The organism is Streptomyces sp. CBMA156 (genome assembly GCF_014596515.1).
In the GTDB taxonomy this organism is placed as follows: domain Bacteria; phylum Actinomycetota; class Actinomycetes; order Streptomycetales; family Streptomycetaceae; genus Kitasatospora.
In genome coordinates this window covers 1-12539 of sequence record NZ_MSJQ01000018.1, presented here as the reverse complement: position 1 = coordinate 12539, position 12539 = coordinate 1, and the positions used below count along the sequence as shown (strand labels likewise).

At 74.2% G+C, this 12539-nt stretch carries 7 protein-coding genes, 2 pseudogenes and 1 riboswitch; of the genes and pseudogenes, 5 read left to right on the top strand and 4 right to left on the bottom strand.

Features of this window, described 5'->3' with window-relative positions:
• Positions 1–1077: pseudogene (locus BU198_RS01140) on the top strand (hypothetical protein); the annotation flags it as partial.
• Positions 1078–1249: 172 nt separating this feature from the next.
• Here BU198_RS01140 and BU198_RS01135 read toward each other — a convergent pair.
• Complete coding sequence (locus BU198_RS01135) at positions 1250–1879, bottom strand: GTP cyclohydrolase II (protein WP_188294905.1); 630 nt, start codon at positions 1877–1879, stop codon at positions 1250–1252.
• Positions 1880–2240: 361 nt separating this feature from the next.
• On the opposite strand from BU198_RS01135, the gene gdhA reads away from it, so the two are divergent.
• From gdhA to BU198_RS01120, 3 genes are all read left to right on the top strand, one after another.
• Positions 2241–3632, top strand: coding sequence for an NADP-specific glutamate dehydrogenase (gdhA, locus tag BU198_RS01130; RefSeq protein ID WP_188294904.1), 1392 nt, complete (start codon positions 2241–2243; stop codon positions 3630–3632).
• 117 nt (positions 3633–3749) lie between these two features.
• The gene (locus tag BU198_RS01125; RefSeq protein ID WP_188294903.1) at positions 3750–4625 is read left to right on the top strand and encodes a GyrI-like domain-containing protein; all 876 of its coding nucleotides are present in this window, start codon (positions 3750–3752) and stop codon (positions 4623–4625) included.
• Positions 4626–4891: 266 nt separating this feature from the next.
• Positions 4892–5656, top strand: coding sequence for a VOC family protein (locus tag BU198_RS01120; protein WP_188294902.1), 765 nt, complete (start codon positions 4892–4894; stop codon positions 5654–5656).
• Between the two features lie 30 nt (positions 5657–5686).
• Here the strand turns inward: BU198_RS01120 and lnt are convergent, their stop codons facing one another.
• From lnt to BU198_RS01105, 3 genes are all read right to left on the bottom strand, one after another.
• The gene (gene lnt / locus BU198_RS01115; RefSeq protein WP_223243746.1) at positions 5687–7300 is read right to left on the bottom strand and encodes an apolipoprotein N-acyltransferase; all 1614 of its coding nucleotides are present in this window, start codon (positions 7298–7300) and stop codon (positions 5687–5689) included.
• Between the two features lie 250 nt (positions 7301–7550).
• Entirely contained in the window at positions 7551–11183 is a 3633-nt protein-coding gene (cobN, locus tag BU198_RS01110) for a cobaltochelatase subunit CobN (RefSeq protein WP_188294901.1), read from the bottom strand.
• On the bottom strand, positions 11180–11356 hold the full coding sequence (locus BU198_RS01105) for a hypothetical protein (protein ID WP_188294900.1): 177 nt from the start codon (positions 11354–11356) through the stop codon (positions 11180–11182). The genes cobN and BU198_RS01105 overlap by 4 nt, the downstream gene beginning before the upstream one ends.
• A 48-nt stretch (positions 11357–11404) precedes the next feature.
• A riboswitch (cobalamin riboswitch) is annotated at positions 11405–11491 on the bottom strand.
• Positions 11492–11658: 167 nt separating this feature from the next.
• Here BU198_RS01105 and BU198_RS01100 point away from each other — a divergent pair.
• Positions 11659–12303, top strand: a pseudogene (locus BU198_RS01100) (hypothetical protein); the annotation flags it as partial.
• Positions 12304–12539: the final 236 nt, after the last annotated feature.

Here is a 12539-nt window from a genome sequence, read left to right as displayed (position 1 = left end):
CACGCCCGCACCGCGCTGCCGCGCCGGGCCGGGGCCGTCGTGCTGCTGCTCCTCGCCTTCGGGCTGCTGTTGTGGGCGGGGGCGGTGCTGCGCCATCCGGTCCAGGCGGGGGAGAAGCTCGACATCTCGCCCACCGGTGCCTTCGGGGGCCACCTGCGCACGGCCGGCGACCAGGCGGCCCGGCAGGTGGTCAGCCAGCTCGGTGCGGGCTTCGTCGCGGCCGCCGTGATCGCCTTCTTCCCCGCCCGGGTGGGCGTCGGCACGGCGCTGCTGACCGGGGCCGGGGCCTTCGCGATCGGCTACCTGCGGCTCGGACCGCCGATGACGGCGCTGGAGGCGCCGCAGCCGGTGGCCGAGCGGGTGGTCATGTTCGAGGGAGGGATGGGGAGTTGGGCCGGCATCGCGGCGGTGGTGGCGATCGTGGCGGGGCTCGCGCTGATTGAGCGGGGAGCCGGGAGGCTGCTGAAGCCCGCCCAGGAGGCCCGCAGGGAGGTCCGGGAGGCCTGGCGGCGGCTGGACGCGCGGAACGCGGCGCGGTCGTCCGCGTCCGTCGGCGCGGGGGCAGGCGCGGGGGCTGGTGCCGGGGCCGAGCGGGTGCGGAACGGCTCGTCCGGCCGGTGGGGGACGGGCGGCGCGGGGGCGCGCGACCGGGTGCGGTTCGCGCTCGGGACGACGGCGGTGCTGGTGCTGCTGCTGTGGGCGGCGGTCGAGGTCCGGCTGGCGGCCACCGGGGTGCACCGGACGCCCGACTCCTGGGGGACGGGGCAGACCGGTGCGGCCTACCAGGCCGGATTCGTCCTCCTGCTGGCGGTGGTGTCGCTGGTGAGCACCCTCGGGACGCCGGCCACGGCCCGGGTCCTGTTCGTGCTCTGGATCCCGGCCACCCTCTTCCTCGGGGCGTGGCCGGGCCCGCTCGGGCCGGTCGAGGCGCTGCGGATCCCGGTGTTCGAGGGACTGTTCCGGGCGATCGCCGGGGTGTGGGGGCACGGGGCGTTCTGGGCCGCGCTGCTGGTGGCCCTGCCGCTGGCGGTGTACGGGGGGCTGCGGACGGTGTGGGCGCGGGCCGGGCGCGGGTGACGGCGGGCGGCTGACAGGTGACGGATAACAGATAACAGCTGACAGATTTCGAAATCTGTCAGCTGTTATCTGTTGGTTGAACTCTGTCAGCCGTCGTTTGTCGTCGGACGTCCGGTAGCGGTCGGCCGACCGTGCGGGCCGCCGGCCGCCGGCCGCGGGACCGTCCGACCGCTCAGCCGACCAGCCGGGAGAGCTCGATCGTGTGCCCCGTCCGCTCCGCCTTCGCCCGCAGGTAGCGGATGTTGCTCGCCGACAGGTGCACGCCCGTCGGCACCCGGTGCCGCACCGTCACCCCCAGCTCGGCCAGCTGCGCCGCCTTGTCGGGGTTGTTGCTCAGCAGGTCGATGTCCGTGGCGCCGAGCGCGGCGAGCATCTGGGCGGCGGCGGTGTAGTCCCGGCCGTCTTCGGGCAGGCCGAGCGCGGTGTTGGCGTCGTACGTGTCAAGGCCGGAGTCCTGGAGGGCGTACGCGTCCAGCTTGTTGTAGAGCCCGATGCCTCGGCCCTCCTGCCGCAGGTAGAGCAGGTACCCGCCGGCCTCGCTGATCCGCTCCACCGACTCGCGCAGCTGCGGCCCGCAGTCGCAGCGGTCGGAGCCGAAGACGTCGCCGGTCAGGCACTCGGAGTGCAGCCGGACCAGTGGCGTCCCGCCCTCGGGGGCCGTACCGAGCGCGAGCGCCAGGTGTTCGGCGCCGTCGGCGAGGCCGCGGAAGGTGAAGACCTCCGCCTCGGCGCGGAAGCCGTCGGGGAAGGTCAGCGGGATGCGCACACGCGAGCGCACCGTGGCGGAGCCGGGCTGCGGCATGGGTGGGCCTCCGTGGATCGGTGGTGGACGAACCGGGGCGAACGGTCGGATGTGAGCAGGACCGGGGCGTACCGGATCGAGGTGGGGTCGATCGGACCCGGATGGATCGTGGTGGGTCGGAGATCGACCGTACTAGGTAGTTCCAATTTGAACAACTAGGGACCGGTGGGACCGGGCCCGACTGCGGAGGTCCACAGGGCCCCACCAGCCCCGTCCGTTCCCACCAGGGCTTCCAGCATGTGGATGGTGCGGAAACCGGGGTGTGGACACTGCGAGACTTCCACCGTTCCCTGGGCACGTCCCCCCGGCCCACGGGAACGCTGCGCAAGCCCATCGACGACCACGGAAGGGTCCTGATCAGATGCCGACGACCCCCGCCACCCCCGCCTCTTCGTCCGCAGACTTCGCCGCCGAGCAGCGCGCGATAGCGGCGCTCTACGCGGACGTGATCCGCCGCAACCAGGGCGAGGACGAGTTCCACCAGGCCGTCCACGAGGTGCTGGAGACCCTGGCCCCGGTGCTCGCCCACCGCCCCGAACTCCTCGACGCCCGGATCATCGAGCGGATCTGCGAGCCCGAGCGGCAGCTGATGTTCCGGGTGCCGTGGACCGACGACTCCGGCGACATCCACGTCAACCGCGGCTTCCGGGTGGAGTTCAGCAGCGCTCTCGGCCCGTACAAGGGTGGGCTGCGCTTCCACCCGTCGGTGAACCTCGGGATCGTCAAGTTCCTCGGGTTCGAGCAGATCTTCAAGAACGCGCTCACCGGTCTGCCCATCGGTGGCGGCAAGGGCGGCTCCGACTTCGACCCCAAGGGTCGTTCGAACGCCGAGATCATGCGGTTCTGTCAGTCCTTCATGACCGAGCTGTACCGCCACCTCGGCGAGTACACCGACGTTCCGGCCGGTGACATCGGCGTCGGCGGCCGGGAGATCGGCTACCTCTTCGGCCAGTACAAGCGGATCACCAACCGGTACGAGAGCGGCGTGCTCACCGGAAAGGGCCTCGGCTGGGGCGGCGCGCAGGTCCGCACCGAGGCCACCGGCTACGGCTGCGTCATGTTCACCGCCGAGATGCTGCACAGCCGCGGCGAGAGCCTGGACGGGCGCCGGGTGGTCGTCTCCGGCTCCGGCAACGTCGCGATCTACGCGATCGAGAAGGCGCAGCAGCTCGGTGCGACGGTGCTGACCGCCTCCGACTCCTCCGGCTACGTGGTGGACGAGAAGGGCATCGACCTCGCGCTGCTCAAGGAGGTCAAGGAGGTCCGGCGCGGCCGGGTCTCCGAGTACGCCGAACTGCGCGGCAGCCACGTCCGGTTCGTCGAGGGCCCGGGTGTGTGGAGCGTGCCCTGTGACGTCGCGCTGCCCTGTGCCACCCAGAACGAGCTGACCGAGGCCGACGCGCTCGCCCTGGTGCGCAACGGGGTGCTGGCGGTCGCCGAAGGCGCCAACATGCCCACCACCCCGGAGGCGGTGCGGGTGTTGCAGGAGGCCGGCGTGGCCTTCGGCCCGGGCAAGGCGGCGAACGCGGGCGGCGTCGCGACCAGCGCGCTGGAGATGCAGCAGAACGCCTCGCGCGACTCCTGGACCTTCGAGCACACCGAGGAGCGGCTGGCCGGGATCATGAAGCACGTCCACGACTCCTGCTTCACCACCGCCGAGCGCTACGGCCACCCGGGCAACTACGTGGTCGGCGCGAACATCGCCGGCTTCGAGCTGGTCGCGGATGCGATGCTGGCCCAGGGCGTGATCTGAGCCGTTGACCACCGCCACCCGGCGATCGGTGCCCGACCGGAGCGGGCACCGATTGTCGGGTGCGGCAGGGTGAGTCCTTCCTACGGTGGATGTCGGTAAGGGAAGGACGGGGTCGACGTGCTGGAGCACCTGAACCGGGCGATGGACCGGATCGAACAGGACCTGGACCGTGAGGTCGACGTGGCCGGGCTGGCGCGGATCGCGATGACGTCGGAGTACCACTTCCGGCGGCTGTTCTCGATGCTCGCCGGGATGCCGTTGTCGGAGTACGTCCGGCGCCGGCGGCTGACCGTCGCCGGGGCGGAAATCCTGGACGACCGGCGGACGTTGCTCGACATCGCGGTCCGGTACGGCTACTCCTCGGGCGAGGCCTTCGCCCGGGCGTTCCGGGCCATGCACGGCGTCGGGCCCGGGGAGGCCCGGCGCGACGGTGCGGTGCTCGTCTCGCAGCCCCGGATGTCCTTCCGACTCATCGTGGAGGGAAGCAGCAGCATGGAATACCGGATCGTCGAGAAGCCGGACTTCCGGATCGTCGGCAGGAAGGCCCGGGTCACCCTGATCTACCTGGGGATCAACCCGGGGATCGCCGAGTTCATCAAGGGGCTCGAAGCGGAGACGGTTCAGCGGATCGCCGCTCTGTCGGGGGACGAGCCGGACGGCATCGTGTCGGTGAGCGACGACTTCTCGCCGAACCGCGAGGAGGGGTCCGAACTCGACTACTGGCACGCGGTGGTGGCGCGCGAGGACGTCGTCGTCCCGGCGGGCCTGGACGTGCTCGACGTGCCGGCCGGCACCTGGGCGGTGTTCACCAACACCGGGCCGTTCCCGCAGGCCCTGCAGGAGATGTGGGGGGACGTGGCCGCCCAGTGGTTCCCGTCCAACCCGTACGAGGCGCGGCCCGGCCCGGAGATCCTCCGGACCCGGCCCGTCCCGGGGACGAGCGATGCCGAGGCGGAGCTGTGGATCCCGGTGGCGAGGGCCGCGCGGGGCTGACGGCGGCCGCCGGCGACCGGCAGTCGGCAGCCGGCGGGCGACGGCTGACAGATGACAGCCGACGGACGAACAGATGACAGCTGACAGATTTCGAAATCTGTCAGCTGTCATCTGTTCGTCCGTCCCCACCCGCCCCGTTCGGCCCACCAGCGCCCGCCACCCTCCGCCCCCGCCCCGCATGCTGGGGCCAGCGGTGCGGGGGCCGGGGCGGGGAGAACCGCGGGGAAAACCCGGGAGTTCCCGAGCAAGCTGCGAGGACAGACGTCATGAAGCAGACCTCCGTGACCACCAACGCCCCCTGCTGGACCGAGCTGGGCACCTCCGATCCGGCCGCCGCCCGGGCCTTCTACACCGAGCTGTTCGGCTGGCGGGTGGACGACACGGCACGCCCCGGGGACGGCGACTACACCCAGATGCTGGTCGGGGACGCCCCGGCCGCCGCCATCACCCCGCGCTACGCGCCGCAGCAGCCGATCGCCTGGACGGTCTGCATCGCGGTGGCCGACACCGACGCCACCGCGGCGAGGGTCAGGGAGGCCGGCGGCCGGATCCTGAAGGACCCCACCGACGCGTCAGACTTCGGCCGCTTCTCGGTGGCCGCCGACCGGTCCGGCGCGGTGCTCATCCTCTGGCAGGCCCGCGCCTTCGGCGGCGCCGGGGTGTTCAACGAGCCGGGCTCGCTCGGCTGGGTGGAACTGCTCACCCGCGACCCGGCCGGAGCCCTCGCCTTCTACCCGGCGGTCTTCGGCTGGTCCGTCGCCCCGTCCGAGCACTACCCCCAGTGGGGCCTGGACGGCCGGGACTTCGGCGGCATGCTGACGATGGACGACCGCTTCCCGCCCCAGGTGCCGCCGCACTGGCTGCCGTACTTCGCGGTCGCCGACGTCGACAACACCGTCAGCCGGGCCCTGGCGCTCGGCGGGGACGTGCTGATGCCCGCCACCGGTGTGCCGGGCGGCCGGCGGATCGCGGTGCTGCGCGATCCCCAGGGCGCCGCGTTCGGCGTCTACACCGCAGGCGCCGAGGGCTGACCGGAACCGCGCCGGCCTAACTGGCCGGCCCTACTGGCGGGTCCGACCCCACCGACCCGCCCGGCCGGCGACCCGCCCGACCCGCGCGCGCCGCCCCGTCCGCGCCGTTACCGCCGCCATTGCCGCCCCCGCCGTGACCAGCAGCGCCCCCAGCGGCACCACGTCGCCGATCCGGTCGTACCAGGTCACCGTGCCGGGCGCGGTGAGCGGCAGCCGGACGGTCAGCACGCCGGTGCCGTCCGTACCGAGCCGGGCGAGTTCCCTGCCCTGGGCGTCGAAGGCGGCCGAGACGCCGGTCAGCGAGGCCTGCACGGCCGGCCGGCCGGTCTCGGCGGCCCGGATCGCCGCCAGCGAGACGTGCTGCTCGGGTGCCCAGGTGCGCTGGAAGGTCGAGGTCGAGGACTGGTAGACCAGCACCCTGGCGCCGTCCCGGGCGGCGGTGCGGGCCATGTCGGGGAAGGCCGACTCGAAGCAGATCAGCGCCCCGACCGGCAGCGGCGCGCCCGTCCGGTCGGTGGCCGGCAGCACGTGGAACGCGGTGCCCGGTGCCCGGTTCTCGCCCGCCGCCCGGCTGACCCCGGCGATCCAGCCGAGCACCGGCCGCAGCGGGATGTACTCGCCGAACGGCACCAGCCGGATCTTGCGGTAGCGGTCCACCACACCGCCGGGGGAGACCAGCACCGCGTCCTTGGAGATCCGTCCGTCCGCCTTGCGCGCGTCCTCCCCGGCGATCACCTGGGCGCCGGTGGTCGCGGCGAGTCCGCGCAGCGCGTCCAGCGCGGCCGGGTCGCGGTCCAGGTCGGCGGTGCTGCTGCTCTCGCCCCACACGATCAGGTCCACCGGCTGTCCGACCAGCCCGGCCGTGATCCGCGCGCTCGCGTCGAACCTGGCCTGCGGGTCCTCCACGATGCCGGGCTGGACCAGCGCCACGGAAACCGCCCCGTCCCCGGCGGGCGCCTCGCGCAGCGCGAACAGCAGCGGGCCGGAGGCGAGCACCAGCACGGCCGCCCCGGCGGCGACGGCCCGCGGCCGCCAGTGCACCGCGGTCAGCGCGATCAGCACCCCGGTGTTCACGGCCGCCACCGCCGCGCTGACCAGCCAGATCCCGCCGGCCGAGGCCAGCGCGAGGACCGCCGGATGCTGCCACTGGGTCGCTCCGAGCAGCGCCCACGGCCCGCCGAGCGCGGGCCAGGAACGCGCGTACTCGGTGGTCACCCAGACCGCCGGCACGACCGCCAGCGCGAGCACCGCCCGACGGGCGGTCAGCCGCGGGTGCAGCAGCCGGTGCACGGCGTACCCGACGGCGCCCTGGAGCGCCCCGAACAGCACCGCGAGCACCGGCAGCCCGGGCCCGATGGACGGGACCAGCCAGTACATCGCGGTCAGGATGAACCCCGCGCCGAACCACCAGCCGCGCACCGCCGCCTCCCGCCCCGAGGGCGCCCGCTGCATCAGCAGCAGTCCGGGGACGAGCGCGACCCAGGCCAGCCAGGCCTGCCCGGGTGCGGGGAAGGCGAGCACCGGCACCGCCCCGGCGGCCAGCGCACCGATCCGTGCGCGGTACGGGTGCGGCGGGTGCGGCTCCCGTTCCCCGGCGGCAGGCGTGCTCAGGGCCGGGCTGGTGGGAGCGGAGCGACGCGACATGACCCGTATTGTCCGCTTGGACGGCGTGCACCACCAGTACGCCGATCGGCCGAACGGGTGAAGAGAACGCCATCTCCGGAACAGATGGAACGGACGGCACCGATGGAACTGATGGCACCCATGGCACCGATCGAACGTGCGGTCTGTCAGAAACGACGAGCCGTGCAGCGATCGGCCCGGGGCGGCCTGCGATGGGCACGCCGCGACCCGGGGCCTGCTGTCGGCACGCCCCGGGTCGCCTCGCCCGGCCTCAGTCCTCGCTGCCGCCCTCCAGGTCGCCCTCGGTCTCCAGGAACGCGGCCTGCAACTGCGCGATCAGCTCCGGGTCCGGCTGCTCCCACAGTCCGCGGCTCGCCGCCTCCAGCAGTCGCTCACTGATCCCGTGCAGCGCCCACGGGTTGGCGCCCGCGAGGAACTCCCGGTTGACCGGGTCGAGCACGTACTCCTGGGTCAGCTTCTCGTACATCCAGTCCGCGACCACGCCCGTGGTGGCGTCGTAGCCGAACAGGTAGTCCACCGTCGCGGCCATCTCGAAGGCGCCCTTGTACCCGTGGCGGCGCATCGCCTCGATCCAGCGCGGGTTGACCACCCGGGCGCGGAAGACGCGGGCGGCCTCCTCGGTCAGGGTGCGGGTGCGGACGGTCTCCGGGCGCGTCGAGTCGCCGATGTAGGCGGTCGGCGCCTTGCCGGTGAGGGCGCGCACGGTGGCCACCATGCCGCCGTGGTACTGGAAGTAGTCGTCCGAGTCGGCGATGTCGTGCTCGCGGGTGTCGGTGTTCTTCGCGGCGACGGTGATCCGCTTGTACGCGGTCTCCATCTCCTCGCGGGCCGGGCGCCCGTCCAGCCCGCGGCCGTACGCGTAGCCGCCCCAGACCGTGTACACCTCGGCCAGGTCGGCGTCGGTGCGCCAGTCCCGGCTGTCGATCAGCTGGAGCAGCCCGGCCCCGTACGTGCCGGGGCGGGAGCCGAACACGCGGACGGTGGCCTTGCGCTCGTCGCCGTGGACCGCGAGGTCGGCCTGGACGTGGGCCCGGACGAAGTTGTCCGCGTCGTCCTCCTCCTGGGCGGCGGCCAGGCGCACCGCGTCGTCCAGCAGGGCGACCACGTGCGGGAAGGCGTCCCGGAAGAAACCGGAGATGCGCAGCGTGACGTCGATGCGCGGGCGCCCCAGCTCGGCCAGCGGGATCGGTTCCAGACCGGTGACCCGGCGGGAGGCGTCGTCCCAGACCGGGCGGACGCCGAGCAGCGCGAAGGCCTCGGCGATGTCGTCGCCGGCGGTGCGCATCGCGCTGGTGCCCCAGAGCGAGAGTCCGACCGAGGGCGGGTAGGCGCCGTCGTTGTCCGCGCGGTAGCGCTCGACCAGCGAGGCGGCGAGCGCCTGGCCGGTCTCCCAGGCGAGCTTGCTGGGGACGGCCTTCGGGTCGACCGAGTAGAAGTTGCGGCCGGTCGGCAGCACGTTGACCAGGCCGCGCAGCGGCGAGCCGGACGGGCCGGCCGGGACGAAGCCGCCCTGGAGCGCGTGCAGCACGGCGTCCAGCTCGTCGGTGGTGGCGGCCAGACGAGGCACCACCTGGGTGGCGGCGAAGGCCAGCACCTCGCGGACGGCGTCCCGGACGGCCTCCGGCAGTCCGACGACGACCTTCTCCACCGCCTCGGGCGCCCAGCCCTCCGCCTCCATCGCCTCGACCAGGGCGCGGGCCTCGGCCTCGGCCGCGTCGGTGGCGCCCAGGGTCGGGGCCGACTCGTCCAGGCCGAGCGCCTCGCGCAACCCGGGCAGCGCGCTGACGCCGCCCCAGATCTGCCGGGCGCGCAGGATGGCGAGCACGATGTTGACCCGGTCGGTGCCGGCCGGGGCCTGGCCCAGGACGTGCAGGCCGTCGCGGATCTGGGCGTCCTTGACCTCGCAGAGCCAGCCGTCGACGTGCAGCAGGAAGTCGTCGAAGCCGTCGTCCTCGGGGCGCTCGGCCAGGCCGAGGTCGTGGTCGAGCTTGGCGGCCTGGATCAGCGTCCAGATCTGGGCGCGGATCGCGGGCAGCTTGGCCGGGTCCATCGCGGCGATGTTGGAGTGCTCGTCCAGCAGCTGCTCCAGGCGGGCGATGTCGCCGTAGGAGTCGGCGCGGGCCATCGGCGGGACGAGGTGGTCGACGAGCGTGGCGTGGGCGCGGCGCTTGGCCTGGGTGCCCTCGCCCGGGTCGTTGACCAGGAACGGGTAGACCAGCGGCAGGTCGCCGAGGACGGCGTCGGGGCCGCACTCGGCGGACAGCGCGGCGGTCTTGCCGGGCAGCCACTCCAGGTTGCCGTGCTTGCCGAGGTGGATCACGGCGTCGGCACCGAATCCGCCGTCCTCCCGGGCCGCCTCGATCCAGCGGTAGGCGGCCAGGTAGTGGTGGCTGGGCGGCAGGTCGGGGTCGTGGTAGATGGCGACCGGGTTCTCACCGAAGCCGCGCGGCGGCTGGATGAGCACCAGCAGGTTCCCGGAGCGGATCGCGGCCAGCACGATGTCGCCGTCCGGGTTCTGCGAACGGTCGACGTACAGCTCGCCGGGGGCCGGGCCCCAGTGCTCCTCGACGTGCTCGCGCAGGCCCTGCGGGAGGGTGGCGTACCAGCGGCGGTAGTCGGCGGCGGGGATGCGCACCGGGTTGCGGGCCAGCTGGTCCTCGGTGAGCCAGTCCTGGTCGTAGCCGCCGGCCGCGATCAGGGCGTGGATCAGCGCGTCGCCCTCGTGCCCCTCGTCGTCGGCGCGGGTGTGGAAGCCGGGCAGGTCGTCGCCGAGGTCCATGCCCTCCGCGCTCAGCCGCTCCAGCAGCCGCACCGCGCTGGCCGGGGTGTCCAGGCCGACGGCGTTGCCGACCCGGGAGTGCTTGGTCGGGTACGCGGACAGCACCAGGGCGAGCCGGCGCTCGGCGGCCGGGATGTACCGCAGCCGGGCGTGCTTGACGGCGGTGCCGGCCACCCGGGCGGCGCGCTCCGGGTCGGCGGCGTAGACGGTGAGGCCGTCCTCGTCCAGTTCCTTGAAGGAGAACGGGACGGTGATCAGCCGGCCGTCGAACTCCGGCACCGCGATCTGGGTGGCGGTGTCCAGCGGGGACAGGCCGTCGTCGCTGGCCTCCCACTGGGCGCGCGACCAGGTGAGGCAGAGCGCCTGGAGGATCGGGCGGTCGAGGGCGGCCAGCGCGCCCGCGTCCCAGGCCTCCTCGTCGCCGCCGGCCTGGGCGTCGGCCGGGCGGGTGCCGCCGGCCGCGAGCACGGTGGTGACGATCGCGTCCGCCTCACCGAGCGCGGCGAGCAGCTCGGGCTCGGCGCCGCGCAGCGAGGCGCAGTAGTAGGCCCTGGCCCGGGCACCCCGGTCCTCGACGGCCCGGCAGAGGGTCTCCACGAAGGCGGTGTTGCCGCTCATGTGGTGGGCGCGGTAGTAGAGCACCGCGACGGTCGGGCCCTCGCTCGTACGGGCTTCGCGCTCCAGCGGGCCCCAGGCCGGGGCGGAGGCGGGCGGGGCGAAGCCGTGGCCGGTCAGCAGCACGGTGTCGGAGAGGAAGGCGCCCAGCTCGGCCAGGTTGGCCGCGCCGCCGTGGGCGAGGTAGGCGTGCGCCTCGGCGGCGATGCCGGCCGGGACGGTGGACAGCTCCATCAGCTGGGCGTCGGGGGCCTGCTCACCCGTCAGCACCACCACCGGGCGGGGGCCGGCCAGCAGTGCGTCCAGGCCCTCCTGCCAGGCGCGGCGCCCGCCGAGCAGGCGGACCACGACGAGTTCGGTGCCCTCCAGCAGTGCGGGCAGGTCGTCCGGGGTGAGCCGGGCCGGGTTGCCGAGCCGGTAGCGCACCGGGCCCTCGGACGCGCGGGCGCTGAGCAGGTCGGTGTCGGACGTCGACAGCAGCAGGATCATGCGAAGGCCCTCCCGGCCTTTTCGGTGGCCAGGGTGGCCGGGATCTGGGCCGGGTCGGCCGCGGTGGCGGCCTGGACGGCCGGGGCGTCGACCGGAGCGGTCGTGACGGTGGCCGGAACGGCCGCGGTGGCGGCCGGGGACGCGAGCGCGGGCATGCGACAGCGCTGGGACATTTCTGCCTTCCTCGGGGTCCGCGCCCCGGGCCGGTGAGAGGACGGCAGGAGTTCCTGGCTTCCGCGGGCCGACCGGTCTACCGGTGAACCGCGGTCACAGTGGCGGGACCGCACCGGGTTCGCACCGGTTTCCTCCCCTGCGCCGTCGCTGGCGTACGGACGGCCCGCGGGGGCCGCCCGCCAGCATCGTACGGGGTGCGGCTGACCTGGGGGAGGGTGAGCTTTCGGACGCCGACGCGCGGGGCGGGCCGCGAGGCCGGGGTGTGATGCAGCGGACGGAGGCAAGCGATCGGATCATCTGTATGCTCGCCGCCATGCCACCGACACCCGACGCCACCGCGCCGGGCGCCGCAGGACCCGACCGGGAGGTGCCCGACCGGGGGCGTGCGGACGCCTGCCCCGGGGCGCTTCGTCTGCATGCGGCCGACGACGGCGCCCTGGCCCGGATCCGCCTGCCCGGCGGCCTGTTGACGGACCGTCAGGCGCTGGCGCTGGCCGAGGCGTCCGAGGCCCTCGGTGACGGTGAGCTGGAGACCACCTCGCGCGGCAACGTCCAGTTGCGCGGCCTGGCTTCGCACTGCGCGGCCGAACTCGCCGAGCGGCTGCGCGCCGTCGCCCTGCTGCCCTCGGACACCCACGAGCGGGTCCGCAACATCGTCGCCTCGCCGCTGGCCGGACTGGGCGCGGTCGAGGAGGCCGCCGGGATCGCCTCGGGAACCGGCTCGGGAACCGCCTCCGGAGGCGCCTCGGGAGGCGGTTCCCGAGCCGCCGATGTGCAGGCCTGGGTGCGGGAACTGGACGCGCGACTGTGCGCGAGCGGCTGGGCGGCCGGGCTCTCCGGCAAGTTCCTGTTCGCGCTGGACGACGGGCGGGGCGACGTCGCCGCGCTCGACGCCGATGTGACATTGATCGCAGGCCCGGACGGCGCGGGGCTGGGGGGGGGGGGGGGGGGCGGGGGGGGGGGCGGGGGGGGGGGGGGGGGGGGGGGGGGGGGGGGGGGGGGGGGGGGGGGGGGGGGGGGGGGGGGGGGGGGGGGCGGGGGGGGGGGGGGGGGGGGGGCGGCAGGGGGAAGCCGAGGGCGCCGAGCGGCCCGGGGAGGTCGAGGATGAGGGCCGCCTCCAGGGCTCCGGCGGCGACGCCGGCGAGGAGGGCGTCCCGGGAGGGCTCGGTGTGGAGGGATATG

Excerpts from the sequence above, each read along its gene's own strand:
- BU198_RS01135 (WP_188294905.1), bottom strand. The coding sequence starts at position 1,879 with ATGCCGCAGCCCGGCTCCGCCACGGTGCGCTCGCGTGTGCGCATCCCG.
- gdhA (WP_188294904.1), top strand. The coding sequence starts at position 2,241 with ATGCCGACGACCCCCGCCACCCCCGCCTCTTCGTCCGCAGACTTCGCC.
- BU198_RS01120 (WP_188294902.1), top strand. The coding sequence starts at position 4,892 with ATGAAGCAGACCTCCGTGACCACCAACGCCCCCTGCTGGACCGAGCTG.
- lnt (WP_223243746.1), bottom strand. The coding sequence starts at position 7,300 with ATGTCGCGTCGCTCCGCTCCCACCAGCCCGGCCCTGAGCACGCCTGCC.
- cobN (WP_188294901.1), bottom strand. The coding sequence starts at position 11,183 with ATGATCCTGCTGCTGTCGACGTCCGACACCGACCTGCTCAGCGCCCGC.
- BU198_RS01105 (WP_188294900.1), bottom strand. The coding sequence starts at position 11,356 with ATGTCCCAGCGCTGTCGCATGCCCGCGCTCGCGTCCCCGGCCGCCACC.